Source organism: Limnohabitans sp. TEGF004 (genome assembly GCF_027924965.1).
GTDB lineage: Bacteria > Pseudomonadota > Gammaproteobacteria > Burkholderiales > Burkholderiaceae_C > Limnohabitans.
On record NZ_AP027056.1, the window covers coordinates 713,905 to 730,406 of the forward strand.

At 54.4% G+C, this 16,502-nt stretch carries 17 protein-coding genes and 1 tRNA gene; 16 read left to right on the forward strand and 2 right to left on the reverse strand.

Annotation, left to right across the window (positions count from 1 at the left end):
- Position 1: 1 nt before the first annotated feature.
- Together ybiB and LINBF2_RS03575 are read right to left on the reverse strand one after the other, a co-directional pair.
- Complete coding sequence (gene ybiB / locus LINBF2_RS03570; protein ID WP_281890476.1) at positions 2–904, reverse strand: DNA-binding protein YbiB; 903 nt, start codon at positions 902–904, stop codon at positions 2–4.
- 72 nt (positions 905–976) lie between these two features.
- Positions 977–1,276 (reverse strand): hypothetical protein, encoded by a 300-nt coding sequence (locus LINBF2_RS03575; protein WP_281890478.1) that lies wholly within the window; start codon positions 1,274–1,276, stop codon positions 977–979.
- 160 nt (positions 1,277–1,436) lie between these two features.
- On the opposite strand from LINBF2_RS03575, the gene LINBF2_RS03580 reads away from it, so the two are divergent.
- The 16 genes from LINBF2_RS03580 (at position 1,437) to nuoF (ending at position 16,494) form a co-directional block, all read left to right on the forward strand.
- Positions 1,437–2,126 (forward strand): response regulator transcription factor, encoded by a 690-nt coding sequence (locus LINBF2_RS03580; protein WP_281890479.1) that lies wholly within the window; start codon positions 1,437–1,439, stop codon positions 2,124–2,126.
- Positions 2,127–2,129: 3 nt separating this feature from the next.
- The gene (locus LINBF2_RS03585) at positions 2,130–3,527 is read left to right on the forward strand and encodes a HAMP domain-containing sensor histidine kinase (protein WP_281890481.1); all 1,398 of its coding nucleotides are present in this window, start codon (positions 2,130–2,132) and stop codon (positions 3,525–3,527) included.
- Positions 3,528–3,614: 87 nt separating this feature from the next.
- A complete protein-coding gene (locus tag LINBF2_RS03590) occupies positions 3,615–5,624 on the forward strand; it encodes a hypothetical protein (RefSeq protein WP_281890483.1) in 2,010 nt (669 codons plus the stop codon).
- A gap of 50 nt (positions 5,625–5,674) precedes the next feature.
- On the forward strand, positions 5,675–6,715 hold the full coding sequence (gene tsaD, locus LINBF2_RS03595; protein ID WP_281890485.1) for a tRNA (adenosine(37)-N6)-threonylcarbamoyltransferase complex transferase subunit TsaD: 1,041 nt from the start codon (positions 5,675–5,677) through the stop codon (positions 6,713–6,715).
- A 126-nt stretch (positions 6,716–6,841) separates the two neighbouring features.
- The gene (gene rpsO / locus LINBF2_RS03600; protein ID WP_104799150.1) at positions 6,842–7,105 is read left to right on the forward strand and encodes a 30S ribosomal protein S15; all 264 of its coding nucleotides are present in this window, start codon (positions 6,842–6,844) and stop codon (positions 7,103–7,105) included.
- A gap of 195 nt (positions 7,106–7,300) precedes the next feature.
- Entirely contained in the window at positions 7,301–9,433 is a 2,133-nt protein-coding gene (pnp, locus tag LINBF2_RS03605) for a polyribonucleotide nucleotidyltransferase (protein ID WP_104799151.1), read from the forward strand.
- Positions 9,434–9,461: 28 nt separating this feature from the next.
- Complete coding sequence (locus tag LINBF2_RS03610; RefSeq protein WP_281891276.1) at positions 9,462–10,463, forward strand: NAD(P)H-quinone oxidoreductase; 1,002 nt, start codon at positions 9,462–9,464, stop codon at positions 10,461–10,463.
- Positions 10,463–11,221: a triose-phosphate isomerase gene (tpiA, locus tag LINBF2_RS03615; RefSeq protein ID WP_281890488.1), complete on the forward strand. Its 759-nt coding sequence runs from the start codon at positions 10,463–10,465 to the stop codon at positions 11,219–11,221. Before LINBF2_RS03610 ends, tpiA begins: the two co-directional genes overlap by 1 nt.
- 25 nt (positions 11,222–11,246) lie before the next feature.
- Positions 11,247–11,585, forward strand: a complete 339-nt coding sequence (secG, locus tag LINBF2_RS03620) for a preprotein translocase subunit SecG (protein WP_104799153.1) — start codon at positions 11,247–11,249, stop codon at positions 11,583–11,585.
- A 108-nt stretch (positions 11,586–11,693) separates the two neighbouring features.
- Positions 11,694–11,778: transfer RNA gene (locus LINBF2_RS03625), tRNA-Leu, on the forward strand.
- Between the two features lie 88 nt (positions 11,779–11,866).
- Positions 11,867–12,226 (forward strand): NADH-quinone oxidoreductase subunit A, encoded by a 360-nt coding sequence (locus tag LINBF2_RS03630; RefSeq protein WP_104799154.1) that lies wholly within the window; start codon positions 11,867–11,869, stop codon positions 12,224–12,226.
- A gap of 40 nt (positions 12,227–12,266) precedes the next feature.
- Positions 12,267–12,743: an NADH-quinone oxidoreductase subunit B gene (locus LINBF2_RS03635; RefSeq protein WP_100132916.1), complete on the forward strand. Its 477-nt coding sequence runs from the start codon at positions 12,267–12,269 to the stop codon at positions 12,741–12,743.
- A 13-nt stretch (positions 12,744–12,756) separates the two neighbouring features.
- Positions 12,757–13,368, forward strand: coding sequence for an NADH-quinone oxidoreductase subunit C (locus LINBF2_RS03640; RefSeq protein WP_281890492.1), 612 nt, complete (start codon positions 12,757–12,759; stop codon positions 13,366–13,368).
- A 2-nt stretch (positions 13,369–13,370) separates the two neighbouring features.
- On the forward strand, positions 13,371–14,624 hold the full coding sequence (locus tag LINBF2_RS03645) for an NADH-quinone oxidoreductase subunit D (RefSeq protein WP_281890493.1): 1,254 nt from the start codon (positions 13,371–13,373) through the stop codon (positions 14,622–14,624).
- The gene (nuoE, locus tag LINBF2_RS03650) at positions 14,621–15,136 is read left to right on the forward strand and encodes an NADH-quinone oxidoreductase subunit NuoE (protein WP_104799157.1); all 516 of its coding nucleotides are present in this window, start codon (positions 14,621–14,623) and stop codon (positions 15,134–15,136) included. Before LINBF2_RS03645 ends, nuoE begins: the two co-directional genes overlap by 4 nt.
- Before the next feature lie 2 nt (positions 15,137–15,138).
- Positions 15,139–16,494 (forward strand): NADH-quinone oxidoreductase subunit NuoF, encoded by a 1,356-nt coding sequence (gene nuoF, locus LINBF2_RS03655; RefSeq protein ID WP_281890496.1) that lies wholly within the window; start codon positions 15,139–15,141, stop codon positions 16,492–16,494.
- The last annotated feature ends 8 nt before the right edge of the window (positions 16,495–16,502 follow it).

Consider the following 16,502-nt stretch of genomic DNA (forward strand, 5'->3'; position numbering starts at 1 on the left):
GTCAAAGGCTCAAGGCTTTCAGCACGGCTTGCACTTGCGCAGCCAGTGGGGCAGGTACGGGTAGATCTCCGCTGAGCACGGCTTGTGTGTAGCGTGCGGTGGTGGCTGCGTCTATGTCGGTGGGTAGCTCTGGCAGTTTGATGAGCGAGCCTGCTTGCGCTTCGACCAAGGCCGTGCGCATGCCGCGCACAAAAGCGTCCATTTGTGGTGTGCGGCGTGCATCGGCCACGACTTCGCCTTCGGTGCCGCGCAGAAGCAGTGCGCGTGCACCGGTCAACTCAAACGTGGCGGCCATGGAGACGGCGTATTCGGGGTGGGTGTAGCTGCTGACCAGCAAGGCGTTTGCTTCTGTCGTGGGGTTCATCAGCTTGACCAAGCTGTGCGCGGGGTTGCGCAGGCCTACGACGCGACGTACATCGAGCAAACGTTTGAGGTTGGGGTTGAGCACTTCGGTGGGGGCAAACACCACCTCACCCGCTGCGACAGCGCGTGCTTGGGTCAAGGCCTGCACGCCCATGGCGCTGAGCACTTCTTGGCTGGTGATGCGGGTAGATTCTGTGGCTGTGCCGTGCATCACCACGGCCAAGCCTTCGCGGGCCAGCAAGTGGGCGAGTAAAGGTGTGAGCACGGGTAGCTTGCGTGCGCCGTTGTAGCTGGGCAGTACGACCACAGGGCTGGTGGCGCTGATGTGCTGCAAGCGCGCATGTGTGGCATCTAGAAAGCCAGCCATTTCTTGGTCGGTTTCGCCCTTGATGCGCATGGCTATGCAAAAGGCACCCAGCTCTAAATCGGTGACATGACCATCCAAGATTTGGCCCATCAAATCAGCGGCTTGTGCACGGTCCAGCGCACGCGCGCCGTCGCGGCCGCGTCCGATGTCTTTGATGTAGTGGCTGATGCTCATACTGCGATTGTCTCGCAGGCTAGATAACTTATGGCTATATGACTAATTTAGGCGTGGATACACGTTGAAGCGCTAAACGAATTGGTCCAGAAGCAATCCGTTCAGCTTGTCGCTTCGGTGGATATCGGCAGGTATGTGTGTGTATTCAATAGTTCTCACAACCTCACCAGATCGCTCATCTTTGATGACCACATTGAGTGTTTTTTCAATGCTGTCAAACGCAAACGACACCGCAATCACGCTGGGGGCGTGTGCTTGAGATGTCGCGGAAGCGGAGGGCGTCGGGGCCGTGTTGGCGATCGACGTTACCGCGCTGATCACGGGGTCTTCCAGGTGGGCTGGCGTGCTGGCGATGGGCGGTAGGTGTGGCATGGCGGTTCTCTGTGAGCGTTTACACCTGAACTATCGACACGCATTCACGCTAGATTAGTGACATGCCCGTCATGCGCCGAACGATGACGAAGATGTCATTTGGCCTGTCCTTTCAATTGGAACTAATCGATTCAAAATGAAATCAAATCAAAAACAAGGGATGGTTGGTTTGAAAATTTTGTTGATTGAAGACGAAGCCAAGATTGCAGAATTCGTCATCAAGGGTTTGTCTGCCGCTGGCTATGACGTGACGCATGTCGATGATGGTGAACGAGGCCTCGCCGCAGTGCTTGTAGGTGCGCACGATTTGGTGATCTTGGATGTGATGTTGCCCAAGCTCAATGGTTTTGACCTCTTGCATCAAGCAAGAGGGGCTGGCATTACAACGCCGGTCATCATCCTCAGTGCCAAAGTCGATTTACCCGACCGCTTGATGGGTTTTGAGATGGGCGCAGATGACTACTTGCCCAAACCGTTTTTTGTGGAAGAACTGGTGGCGCGCATCAAGGCCGTGATGCAGCGCAAGATGCCTGAGCAAGTGCAGCAAATTTCATTGAGCCATCTGACGCTGGATGTGGTCAGTCACAAGGTGCAGTGGTTTGATGTCAACGCTGTCCTGAGCCAACGCGAGTTCAGTTTGTTGGCGTTTTTGATGCGCTCACCAGGACATATTTTTTCGCGTCAACAAATTCTCAAACACGTGTGGGAAATTAACTTCGATCCAGAAACCAATGTGGTGGATGTGTGCGTGCGTCGCATCAAGCGAAAGCTTGAGCGAGGCATTAATGGGCGTGTATCGCCCATTGAATCTGTGCGCGGAGTTGGTTATCGCTTACGCGTGGAGGCTTGAGTCATGAAAAAGTCGTTCAAGGTACGTATCTTTTTGCATGTGGTTTTGATCACGGCGGTCGTGATTGTTGCCAATCGTTTGACGGCGCAGCATTTTTTAACCGATCAGTTGCAAACCCGCATCCATCAAGAAATGGGCGTGGCGCTAGAAAAATGTGAAGATCATTTTCAGCGCCCCGACGAGTTTCTAAGCTGCTTCAAGGCACTTGAAAAAGGTAGTTTGTTCAGCAATATTTCTGATTTTTATGTGCTGTGTGACAGCGCAAAAGATACCGTTGACATCCCTGCCTTTCCTGTGTGTCGGTCCTTGTTGAAGGCCAATGATTTTTGGCGAGGTGATGCGGCTTCGACTCAAGGTCATGTTGAGTTTTCGCATGGCGCGATCGGCTCGCAGAGTTGGTACGCGGTTCGGTTCAAAGACCGATTGAAAGGCTCTGAAATTTGGCTGGATGGGGCGGAGATTGATGCTTTGATGCTGCGTGTGTGGGCATTGCGTGATCGCAACACCATTTACGTGTTGCCAACGATTCTTGTCACGCTGCTGGCATTGACGCTCTACTTAACCTATGTGGTGATGCGGCCCATCGCTTCTATACAAAACAACATGGCCAAGCTGACCGCGAATACGTTGGATCAATCCATTGTGTTGCAAGCGCCTTTCAAAGAATTTGAAGCCTTGGTCAAAGTGTTTGATGATTTGCGTTTTCGCTTGAACGACAGCTTCACCAAAGCGCGTCGCTTTGCCTCTGATGCATCACACGAGTTGAGAACGCCGCTCACCATTTTGCGTGGCAACGTCGAGCGCTTGATTCACGATTTTCCGATGGGTTCAGATGCTCAAATTCGCATGCGCAGCATGAGTGATGAGGTCGAGCGTTTGATTGAAATCACAGAAAAGCTTTTGCTGTTGTCTCGCGCAGATGCCAACAGTTTAAAGCAAGAGCTAACCGATGTGAATTTGAGTTTGTTGCTGACGCAGTTGGTCAAAGATGCCCATTCGTTCCAATCGAATTTGAAAATTTCTAGCACCATTGCACCTCATGTGATTTGGCGTTGCGACAAGACATTGGCTCATCAACTCATTCACAACTTGTATGCCAATGCGGTGAATTACAACCAAGCACATGGGTGGATTCATGTCACGCTTGAGCAAGAAGACGGGGCTTTTAAGTTGTCGGTTGAAAACCCAACATCAGACATCCCCGCGGACTTGAGTGAGCGGGCGTTTGATCGCTTTTACCGAGGGGATGCATCCCACGCCCGTCAGGTGGATGGCTTGGGGTTGGGCTTGAGTATTTGTTTGGAGATCGCCAAGTTGCACAAAGCGACTTTGGCGTTGACCGTGACCGAGAAACAAACAGTCATGGCAACCTTGTCTGCACCTTTGTCACCTTCAGTTTGAGCTGTGTGCTTGATGACGAAGGCGTCATCAAGCGGGTCTATGACGCAGTTGTCACCCAAAAACTTATCGGAGTGATTACCGTGATGCATGGCCGTCGCGAACCTCAAACCCAATCTTTTAGACAACCTCAAAAATCAGGCAGGTGAGGTTGGGCTTGACGGTGCTGAGCAAATCTTTTTAACGCCTTATTTGGCGCTTGCTTGCAGCTTGCTCTACATGATGGCGTCTGACGGTGAGCTAGAAGCGCAAGAGAGCAGCCAACTCCAAGCTGTGCTGGGCGGTGATAAAGCCGTCCTCAGCTACGCCTTGCGTTATGTGCAGTCGGTTCCCATTGAGCAGTTTTTTGTAACGGCTTCAGAGCTGCTGAGCGTCAAAGACAAGTGGTGCATTTTGGCCAACGTATGCGATGCCTTGCTGGCAGATGGGCACGCGGACCATGCCGAGCTGGCCCTTTTTGCGCAAATGACAACCGCGTTTGGCATGCGTGAAGCGCAGTTTGAACCTTATTTCAAAATACTGGCGCTCAAAAACGACAAGTCTGTTTTGGGTAAATACACGGGCGTCAGGGAAGATCGCCAGCCCATGACGCCCCACTTTGCGCTGGCGATTGCCTTGCTTTACATGTTGACGTCAGATGGCTCAATTGGCCCCCAAGAGGTAGGGCAGTTGGAGGCTGCGATTGGCGAGTTTGAGGGCTTACAAAACGTGGCGCTGAAATACGTGCGCTCGGTCAAGTTAAAGCAGTTCTTGGATGAGGCTTCAGCTTTGTTAAGGCCTGAGCAAAAAATCTACATCCTGACGAATGTGTGTGATTCGATGTTGTCAGACGGCGAAGTGGCGCATTTGGAGGACAAGCTTTTTCTGAACATGTTGACGGCATTTGGTTTCACCGAGAAAACCTTTGCACGTTATTGGAAAGTTCTGGAAACCAAAAATTTCAAGCCATTCGATACCAGTGCATTTAAAAATCGCGTGACCCACGAACGTCTGACCGGCAGCGATGAGGAGGAGGGGGTCACATTCAAGAACGAGTTGATCGATGCCAGTGGGACGAAGATCGATGGCTTATCCGAGGCTGCGAACCAAGGGGTATGGGTGGGGGCTGCGGATGACTCTGAGATGAGTCAATTCATCGCCCGCACCATGAGCGACAACATCCAAAGCGTGTCAGATGATTTCGAAAGCCAAGGTAATGTCGTCAAGGTGGGTTTGAATGCCACGGACGGTTTGAACCTTCAGAAGCTCGGCGATGACGATGCGTCCAAGAATCGTCAACGCATCGATGGCGCAGGGCTTGCTGACAATGTGCAGCAAATAGACGCGTCAACACAAGATGCCAATCGACAACTCCTTGCCCCTTCGGACGCCATGGCCAACCGTCAGTCGATTGAGCTGGGTGGGGCTGACGCCAATGTGCAAACACTGGATGTAGAAACTTCGGATTTGCACCGCGAGGCCATCGCGCCAGAGGTTCGGTTGCAAAATATCCATGAGGTGGCGGAAGAGGTCAACCACAGGCTTGACCGTTTTGAGGTGGCCCATTCCCGTTTTTTGCAGATAGGACGCGCGCAAAAGTTCAATGATGCATTTGTCTTGATGGACGATGATGCGTCTGACATGAACCAACAGTTGGTCAACGCGTCATTTGCTCGGCTTGGGCTTGAGTTTTCCATGACGGACGCGGGTGTTGGTGCTGAGGCTTTGCCTGATGCGGCAAAAGAGCAAGGCGCAAAAGAACAAAAAGACGTGCCGCCAAACGGCCATCATGGTGCCACCCTCCCAGTGGAAGCCGCAGCCGATGTGCAGTCTTTGTCCACTGATGGTGTGCTGATTGCTCCAGTCGATCGCGCCACTTTCGCGACGAAGCGGGGTCGATCCGGCGATGCGGCGTTGTTGCGTGGTCGCGGTTTTGTCTATGTTCAGTTCATGGTTGCAGCCTTTGCGATTGCATTTGCCGCACCGATTGAGACGCGCATGACTTTGGGGCGTTCGGTGACGGGGCCTTTGATCATGCTGCCAGTTCTGACGTCAGAGCCCATTGAGCAGTCCAACGTCTTCGAATCCGAGCTGGCTTCTGTGCGTGAACAACCACGTTGAGGTGATGCGTGGTGGCGATGCCTTGGGTGCAGCGCATAAACTCAAGGCCTATGTTGATCCTCGGTATTGAATCCTCTTGCGACGAAACAGGTGTGGCGCTGGTCCGCTCTGAAGGCTCGGCCTTACCCACGTTGCTATCGCACGCTCTTTATAGCCAAGTGGCCATGCATGTGGCCTATGGCGGCGTGGTGCCTGAGTTGGCCAGCCGAGACCACATTCGCCGTGTGATTCCGCTGGCGCGTGAGGTGATGGCCGAGGCGCAGCGCACCTTACAAGATGTGGATGTGGTGGCATACACCCGCGGCCCAGGTTTGGCTGGCGCTTTGCTGGTCGGGGCTGGTGTGGCCTGTGCCTTGGGCGCTGCTTTGAACAAGCCTGTGCTTGGCGTGCATCACCTTGAGGGCCATTTGCTGTCGCCGTTTTTGAGCGAAGACCCGCCCGAGTTTCCGTTTGTCGCCCTGTTGGTGTCGGGCGGCCACACGCAGCTCATGCGTGTGGACGGGGTGGGGCACTATGAGTTGCTGGGTGAAACCATTGACGATGCTGCAGGCGAGGCCTTTGACAAGTCGGCCAAGCTCATGGGTTTGGGCTACCCCGGTGGCCCGGCGCTCTCAAAGCTGGCTGAGCAGGGTGACCCTGCTGCCTTCAAGCTACCGCGTCCCTTGCTGCACAGCGGTAATTTAGATTTTTCGTTCGCTGGCCTCAAAACTGCGGTCATGACCCAAGCCAAAAAGCTGGGTGATGACTTAGAAGCCCGAAAAGCTGATTTGGCGGCATCGACCGAGGCTGCCATCGTCGAGGTGCTTTTGAAGAAATCTCTCACAGCGCTGCGCGAAACTGGGCTGAGACGCTTGGTTGTGGCTGGCGGCGTAGGGGCCAACCGGCATTTGCGCGAGCAACTCAATGCTGCATGCAAGCGCCAAGGCGTGCGGGTGCATTACCCCGAGCTGCATTTGTGTACCGACAACGGTGCCATGATCGCCATGGCCGCTGCCATGCGCCTGCAAAGTGGCGAGGGCGGCATGGCCCAAGCCCAGCCGCGCTACAGCTTTGACGTCAAGCCACGCTGGCCGCTGGCTGAATTGGCCTGAATCAGGCCAATTGGCTCAAGACGGCTGCGCCTGCTATACTCTGCGGGCTTTACCTTTTGGGGTAAACACAGCACGTTGCACCAACTTCCACGGTGCAACGCAAGTCAAATATTTAAGGAAAAAACCATGTTGACAGCAAAAATTGCTGAAGTCGTTAAAGACAACGCACGCGCCGCAGGCGATACAGGTAGTCCCGAAGTCCAAGTGGCTTTGTTGACAGCTCGTATCAACGAACTCACACCTCACTTCAAACAACACGCCAAAGACCACCACGGTCGTCGCGGTTTGTTGCGCATGGTGAGCCGTCGTCGCAAATTGCTCGACTACCTCAAGTCGAAAAACTTTGACCGTTACGCTGCTCTGATCGCCAAGCTTGGCCTGCGCAAGTAATCGTTAAAGTCCTAACGACAAACGCCTGAGTTTTCAAGAAGCTCAGGCGTTTTGCACTTTTAAACACGCTTTTTCACCCACAGCAAGACAACAAGGCGCAGATTCGACAGCTGTGTCATTCCAAAAGAGCCCCAACTTTTCTGGAATGGCATCGTGTGCTGCACCGGTTGATTGCTAATTTCACAAGGAAATCACATGTCCATTTTCAATAAAGTTACCAAGACATTCCAATGGGGCCAACACACGGTCACCATGGAAACCGGCGAAGTCGCTCGCCAAGCCGGCGGCGCTGTGCTCGTCAACATGGACGACACCGTGGTGTTGGCCACTGTCGTGGGTTCGAAGATCGCCAAAGCTGGCCAAGACTTCTTCCCCTTGACCGTTGACTACATCGAGAAAACATACGCTGCAGGCAAGATTCCTGGCAGCTTCTTCAAGCGCGAAGCCAAGCCTAGCGAACACGAGACATTGACAAGCCGTCTGATCGACCGCCCCATCCGTCCTTTGTTCCCAGAAGGTTTCTACAACGACGTGCACGTGGTGATTCACACTGTGTCGTTGAACCCAGAAGTCGATGCTGACATCGCAGCCTTGATCGCTGTGTCTGCTGCTTTGAGCATCTCTGGCATTCCTTTCAACGGCCCCATCGGTGCCGCTCGCGTGGGTTACATCAACGGCGAATACGTCTTGAACCCAGGTCAAACACAACGCAAAGACAGCCAGATGGACCTCGTGGTCGCTGGTACCGAAGCCGCTGTGTTGATGGTGGAATCTGAAGCTCAACAGCTGTCAGAAGAAATCATGTTGGGTGCTGTGGTGTTCGGCCATGAGCAAGGCAACATCGCGATCAACGCCATCCACGAATTGGTGCGCGACGCTGGCAAACCAGCATGGGATTGGGCTGCTCCTGCCAAGGACGAGCCACTGATCGCCAAGGTTCAAGCACACGCCGAAGAAAAACTGCGCGCTGCCTACCAAATCCGCAACAAACAATCACGCACCTTGGCTTGCCGCCAAGCCTACGCTGCTGTGATGGAATCCCTCAAGGCCGACGGCGTTGAGTTTGATTCGGTCAAAGTCGAAAACATGTTGTTCGACATCGAAGCCCACATCGTTCGCAGCCAAATCTTGGCAGGCGAGCCTCGCATCGACGGCCGCGACACACGCACAGTGCGCCCCATCGAAATCCGTAACAGCGTGTTGCCACGCACCCACGGTTCTGCCTTGTTCACACGCGGCGAAACCCAAGCTTTGGTGGTCACTACTTTGGGTACAGAGCGCGACGCACAACGCATCGACGCTTTGGCCGGTGAATACGAAGACCGTTTCATGATGCACTACAACATGCCTCCCTTTGCCACGGGCGAGGTGGGTCGCATGGGCTCTACAAAGCGCCGCGAAATCGGCCACGGCCGTTTGGCCAAGCGTGCTTTGGTGGCTGTGTTGCCAACCAAAGAAGAGTTTCCATACACCATGCGAGTGGTGTCTGAAATCACAGAATCCAACGGTTCTTCATCGATGGCTTCGGTCTGCGGTGGCTGCTTGTCCATGATGGACGCTGGCGTGCCCATGAAAGCACACGTGGCTGGTATCGCCATGGGCTTGATCAAAGACGGCAACCGTTTTGCTGTGTTGACCGACATCTTGGGTGACGAAGATCACTTGGGCGATATGGACTTCAAAGTGGCTGGTACCACCAACGGTATTACTGCTTTGCAAATGGACATCAAGATCCAAGGCATCACCAAAGAAATCATGCAAGTTGCATTGGCTCAAGCCAAAGAAGCACGCATGCACATCTTGGACAAGATGCAAGCAGCCATGGGCGAAGCCAAGACTGAAGTGTCTGACTTTGCACCTAAGTTGTTCACCATGAAGATCAACCCCGAGAAGATCCGTGACGTGATCGGCAAAGGTGGCGCCACCATCCGTGCGTTGACCGAAGAAACCGGTTGCCAGATCAACATCGAAGAAGACGGCACGATCACCATCGCTGCCACCGATGGCGAGAAGGCTGAAATCGCCAAGCGTCGTATCACCGAAATCACGGCTGAAGTCGAAATCGGCAAGATCTACGAAGGCCCCATCACCAAGTTGTTGGACTTCGGCGCTTTGGTCAACTTGTTGCCAGGTAAAGACGGCTTGTTGCACATCAGTCAAATCGCACACGAGCGCGTCGAGAAAGTCACTGACTACCTCAGCGAAGGTCAAATCGTGCGCGTCAAAGTGCTCGAGACAGACGAAAAAGGTCGCGTCAAGTTGTCGATGAAGGCATTGATCGAGCGTCCACAAGCTGACCACGCACACGACGCAGCACCTCACGCCTAATTGGGTTTGAGAAGCGGTTGCGCACATGATGCACATCGTTGAAATCACCACGTACGGCGCCCCAGAGGTGCTGTGCGTTGGCCAGCGGCCTGTGCCGCAGGCAGGTGAGGGTGAGTTGCTGATTCGTGTCAGCGCCAGTGGCGTCAATCGCCCTGACGTGTTGCAGCGAAAGGGCCACTACCCTGTGCCTGTTGGCGCGTCTGATGTGCCTGGCCTTGAGGTGGCGGGTGTCATCGAATCAGGTGATGCGGCGGCTTTGGCTGCTGCGGGTCTGAAGGTGGGCGACCGTGTGTGTGCTTTGGTGGCTGGCGGAGGCTATGCGCAATATTGTGTGGCACCCGTGGCCCAGTGTTTGCCAGTGCCCGCAGGGTTGAGTGATGTCGAGGCAGCTTCGTTGCCCGAGACATTCTTTACCGTGTGGAGCAATGTGTTTGACCGTGCGCAATTGCAAGCGGGCGAGACATTGCTGGTGCAAGGAGGCTCTAGCGGCATTGGCGTGACGGCGATTCAAATGGCCAAGGCCATGGGTGCGACCGTCATCGTGACTGCGGGTAACGACGACAAATGTGCTGCTTGTGTGGCACTGGGCGCAGACCATGCGATCAACTACAAAACCCACGACTTTGCGGCCGAGGCCATGCGCCTGACCCACGGCAAAGGTGTGGATGTTGTGCTCGATATGGTGGCGGGCGACTATGTGGCGCGTGAGGTGGATTGCTTGGCAGAAGATGGCCGCTTGGTCATCATTGCTTTGCAAGGTGGCACCAAAGGCAATTTCGACGCAGGCAAAGTGCTGCGTCGCCGTTTGCACATCACGGGTTCGACTTTGCGTCCGCGGCCCGTGGCATTCAAAGCTGCGATTGCGCGCAACTTGCGTGAACGCGTTTGGCCATTGATTGAGTCTGGGCGTATCAAGCCTGTGATTCACGCCACGTTTGATGCGGCTCCAGCGGATGGTGCAGCCAACGCGCACCGTTTGATGGAGTCCAATCAGCACATTGGCAAGATTGTTTTGACTTGGAGTAAGTGATGAAGCAAAAACTTATTGCAGGCAATTGGAAGATGAATGGCAGCTTGGCTGCCAACGAAGTCTTGGTGCACGGTGTGCAGCAGGGTTTGGTGCAAGCCTTGGGCGGCAAACGCGCGCAAGTCGCGGTGTGCGTGCCTGCGGCATATTTGTCGCAAGTGCAGCAACTCGTCAAAGGTTCTGTCATTGACTTGGGTTCGCAAGATGTGTCGGCGCACGAGCAGGGTGCTTACACCGGTGAGGTTTCGGCTGCCATGTTGAAAGACTTTGCGGTGCGTTACGCCATCGTGGGGCATTCCGAGCGTCGTCAATACCACGGTGAAACCGATGAGCAAGTGGCGCACAAAGCCCAACGCGCTTTGTCGGCAGGCATCACGCCCATCGTGTGTGTGGGCGAAACTTTGGCTGAGCGCGAAGCGGGTAAAACCGAAGAGGTGGTCAAGCGACAATTGGCGGCTGTGATTCACGCCAATGGTCATTGCATCAGCGAAATCGTGGTGGCTTACGAGCCAGTGTGGGCGATTGGCACAGGCAAAACAGCCTCGCCAGAGCAAGCGCAAGCGGTGCATGCTGTGTTGCGTGGTCAGCTCAAGGCGGCGACCGAGCATTCGGATCGCGTGCACATCTTGTACGGCGGTAGCATGAACGCGGCGAATGCGGCTGAATTGCTGGCGCAACCCGACATTGATGGCGGCCTCATTGGTGGTGCAGCCCTCAAGGTGGCAGATTTCTTAACCATCATCGCGGCTGCGGCGCGTTGAAAGTAATAATTTTTTCGGAGTTTTTATGAGTTTGATTTTGAATATCGTCCAAGTGGTTCAGTTGTTGTCTGCCTTGGGCATGATTGGTTTGATCTTGGTTCAGCACGGCAAAGGTGCAGACATGGGCGCAGCTTTCGGCAGCGGCAGCTCGGGCAGCTTGTTTGGTGCCAGCGGTGGCGCTAACTTTTTGTCACGCACCACCGGGGTGTTGGCAGCCGTGTTCTTTGTGTGTACTTTGGCCTTGGCTTACTTCGGTAACTTGCGTCCTGTCAGCTCTGGTAGTGTGCTTGAGGGTGCTGTTGTGGCGCCTGCGCCGGTGGTGGAAGTGCCAGCCTCTGGTGCTGCGCAAATTCCAACGAAGTAATCGCAAAACCTTCACGCCTCAGAGCGAATGGGGCCCTTTTTCGGGGTAAACTCTTAGGCTGTTCAGGAAGCGTTATCCCTCTTCGCTTTTTTGAACAAACAACCCAAAGCCGTCGTGGTGAAATTGGTAGACACGCTATCTTGAGGTGGTAGTGGCGAAAGCTGTGCGAGTTCGAGTCTCGCCGACGGCACCATCCAAAAAAGTCTGCTGTAACTCTGGTGTCAACCAGTTACGGCAGACTTCGCAGACTAAAAACCAGATAGTCAGACCGCGAGATTGAGATGAGCTTAGAACAATACCTTCCCGTCCTCTTATTTATCCTTGTGGGCTTAGGCGTGGGGGTTGCTCCTCAAGTCATCGGCTTCTTTTTGGGCCCTCGTCGCCCAGATCCGGCCAAAAACTCCCCTTACGAATGCGGCTTCGAGGCGTTTGAAGACGCGCGCATGAAGTTTGATGTGCGTTACTACTTGATCGCCATCCTCTTCATCTTGTTCGATTTGGAAATCGCATTTTTGTTCCCTTGGGCTGTGGCGCTCAAGGAAATTGGTTTCATTGGCTTCATCGACATGATGATCTTCCTTGCCATCCTCGTTGCAGGCTTTGCCTACATGTGGATCAAGGGTGCCATCGATTGGGAGTAACCCAATCGGCTCTCTGTCCTATTGGGAATAAGGAATAACTATGTCACTTGAAGGCGTTTTCAAAGAAGGCTTCATCACCACGTCCTACGACTCGGTGGTGAATTGGGCCAAAACAGGCTCGTTGTGGCCAATGACATTCGGCTTGGCTTGCTGCGCGGTGGAGATGATGCATGCGGGCGCTGCCCGTTACGACATCGACCGCTTTGGCATGTTGTTCCGTCCAAGTCCACGTCAGTCCGATTTGATGATCGTGGCTGGCACCTTGTGCAACAAGATGGCCCCCGCTTTGCGTAAGGTGTACGACCAAATGTCTGAGCCACGTTGGGTGTTGTCTATGGGGTCATGCGCCAACGGCGGTGGCTACTACCACTACAGCTACTCGGTGGTGCGCGGCTGTGATCGCGTGGTGCCAGTAGACGTGTACGTGCCAGGCTGTCCACCCACGGCTGAGGCTTTGTTGTATGGCATCTTGCAGCTGCAAAGCAAGATTCGCCGCGAAAACACCATCGCTCGCTGATTAGGAAAAACAGATGAGTCATTCCATTCAAACGCTTGAAGCGGCCTTGCAAGACGTGCTGGGTAGCAAAGTCAAGCTTCTCGAATCCGCTTTGGGCGAATTGACCTTGACGGTCTCTGCTGCTGATTACCACGGTGTGTGCCAAACCTTGCGCGACGATTCGCGTTTGGGCTTTGAGCAGTTGATGGACCTGTGTGGTCTTGATTACTCCAGCTACAAAGATGGCGCCCATTCCAAATTCACAGATGGCCCGCGCTATGCCGTGGTGAGCCATTTGTTGTCGGTCAGCCATAACTGGCGCCTGCGTGTGCGCGTGTTCGCTGTGAGCGAAGACGTGCCTGTGGTTGCTTCGGTCAACGATTTGTGGAACTCTGCCAACTGGTTCGAGCGCGAAGCGTTTGACTTGTTCGGCATCGTGTTCGAAGGTCACCTCGACTTGCGTCGCTTGTTGACCGATTACGGTTTCGTGGGTCATCCCTTCCGTAAAGATTTTCCAACCTCGGGTCACGTGGAAATGCGTTACGACGCCGAGCAAAAACGTGTGGTGTACCAACCCGTCACCATCGAGCCGCGCGAAATCACACCGCGCATCATTCGTGAAGACAACTACGGCGGTACGCACTGACCATGGCTGATATCAAGAACTACACCCTGAACTTGGGCCCTCAACATCCTGCAGCACACGGCGTGCTGCGTTTGGTGTTGGAACTCGACGGCGAAGTGGTCCAACGTGCCGATCCACACATCGGTTTGTTGCACCGCGCCACTGAGAAGCTGGCCGAGAGCAAAACCTACATTCAATCGTTGCCCTACATGGACCGTCTCGACTACGTGTCCATGATGTGTAACGAGCATGCTTACTGCTTGGCCATCGAAAAAATGATGGGCATTGAAGTGCCTGAGCGTGCGCAGTACATCCGTGTGATGTATTCCGAAATCACCCGTTTGCTCAACCACTTGTTGTGGTTGGGTTGCCATGGTTTCGACTGCGGCGCGATGAACATCTTGATCTACTGCTTCCGCGAACGTGAAGATTTGTTCGACATGTACGAAGCAGTCTCTGGTGCTCGTATGCATGCGGCTTACTTCCGTCCAGGCGGCGTGTACCGAGACCTGCCAGACAGCATGCCTCAGTACAAAGCCAGCAAAGTGCGCAATGCCAAGTCGGTGGCACGTTTGAACGAAGGCCGTTCAGGCTCTTTGCTCGACTTCATTGACGACTTCACGCAGCGCTTCCCCAAGTTGGTTGACGAGTACGAAACACTGCTCACCGACAACCGCATTTGGAAGCAACGCACGGTCGACATCGGTGTGGTCACGCCAGAGCGCGCGAAAAACCTTGGTTTCTCAGGTGCGATGTTGCGTGGCTCAGGCATTGCATGGGACTTGCGCAAGCACCAGCCTTATGACGTGTATGACCGCATGGACTTCGACATTCCTGTGGGCAAAACCGGTGACTGCTACGACCGTTATTTGGTGCGCGTCGAAGAAATGCGTCAGTCCAACCGCATCATCAAGCAGTGCGTGGACTGGTTGCGTGTCAACCCAGGTCCTGTCATCACCGACAACCACAAGGTGGCTGCACCTAGCCGTGAAGGCATGAAGTCCAACATGGAAGAGTTGATCCACCACTTCAAACTCTTCACTGAAGGTTTCCACGTGCCCGAAGGCGAGGCGTATGCCGCCGTTGAGCATCCCAAAGGTGAGTTTGGTATCTACCTCGTGAGTGATGGTGCCAACAAGCCTTACCGTATGAAGATTCGCGCTCCTGGCTTTGCCCACTTGGCAGCCATGGATGAAATGGCGCGTGGCCACATGATCGCTGACACCGTGGCGGTGATTGGCACGATGGACATTGTGTTCGGGGAAATTGACCGATGAGTTCTGTAAACACCCACCACAGCGCACCGCTGTCGGCCGAGGCTCAGGCGCGTTTTGCGCGTGAAGTCGCCAAATACCCAGACGACCAGAAGCAATCTGCCGTCATGGCTTGCTTGTCCATCGCCCAGCAAGAGCAGGGCTTTGTCAGCGCCGAGAGCGAGCGCGTGATTGCTGAGTTGCTTGGCATGGCCCCCATGGCTGTGCACGAAGTGACCACCTTCTACAACATGTACAACCAACAACCGGTTGGCAAGTTCAAGATCAACGTGTGTACCAACCTGCCATGCCAATTGCGCAACGGGCAGGGCGCTTTGATGCACTTGGTCAAGACCTTGGGTATTGAAGTCGGCGAGACCACGGCTGATGGCATGTTTACCGTGCAACCCGGCGAATGCATGGGCGCTTGCGCCGATGCGCCAGTGTTGTTGGTGAACGACCGCACCATGTGCAGCTACATGAGCGACGACAAGATCGACCAAATGGTCGCAGGCTTGCGCGCGGTGAAGGAATAAGCATGACTACCTCTAGCCAAGCTTTACAAGTTCTCTCCCAATTCCAAACGACCGCAGTGGAAACATGTTTCCACGACCGTCACATCGGCCCACAAATTTTGGCTGGTTTGAACGGCAATAACTGGTCGTTGCAAGACTACGTCGCACGCGGTGGCTACCAAGCCCTGCGCAAGATCTTGACGGAAGGTTTGACCCAAGATCAAGTCATTGCGATCGTCAAAGAATCCGGATTGCGTGGTCGCGGCGGTGCGGGCTTTCCCACAGGTTTGAAGTGGAGCTTCATGCCTCGCCAGTTCCCAGGTCAAAAGTACTTGGTCTGTAACTCAGACGAGGGCGAGCCCGGTACTTGCAAAGACCGCGAGATCTTGCAACACAACCCCCACATCGTGATTGAAGGTATGGCCATCGCCGCTTTTGCCATGGGCATCAGCGTGGGCTACAACTACATCCACGGCGAAATCTTCCAAACCTACGAGCGTTTTGAAGCTGCCCTCGAAGAAGCCCGCGCAGCTGGCTTCTTGGGTGACAACATCTTGGGCTCCACGTTCAGCTTCCAGTTGCACGCGGCTCACGGTTTTGGCGCTTACATCTGCGGTGAAGAAACTGCATTGCTCGAGTCGCTCGAAGGAAAAAAAGGCCAACCCCGTTTCAAACCACCGTTCCCAGCGAGCTTTGGTTTGTACGGCAAGCCCACCACCATCAACAACACCGAAACCTTCGCGGCGGTGCCTTGGATCATCAACAACGGTGGTCAGGCTTACCTCGAATGCGGCAAGCCCAACAACGGCGGCACCAAGATCTTCTCGGTGAGCGGTGATGTCGAGCGTCCTGGCAACTACGAAGTGCCTATGGGCACACCGTTCTCCATATTGTTGGAGTTAGCCGGTGGCGTTCGCAAGGGTCGCAAGCTCAAAGCTGTGATCCCTGGCGGTTCTTCTTCGCCAGTTGTTCCTGGCGACTTGATGATGAAGCTCACCATGGACTACGACAGCATCGCCAAAGACGGCGGTTCAATGTTGGGTTCAGGTGCTGTGATCGTTTTGGACGACTCACGCTGCATGGTCAAGAGTCTGCTGCGCTTGAGCTACTTCTACATGCACGAGTCATGCGGCCAATGCACACCTTGCCGTGAAGGTACAGGTTGGTTGTGGCGCATGGTCGACCGCATTGAGCGTGGTGAAGGCCGCGAAAGCGACTTGGCTTTGCTCGACAACGTGGCAGAGAACATCATGGGCCGCACGATTTGCGCCCTCGGAGATGCAGCAGCCATGCCCGTGCGCGGCATGATCAAGCACTTCCGCCATGAGTTTGAACACCACATCACGCACAAGACCTGCACGGTCTCTGCCTACGTTTGACACGGATA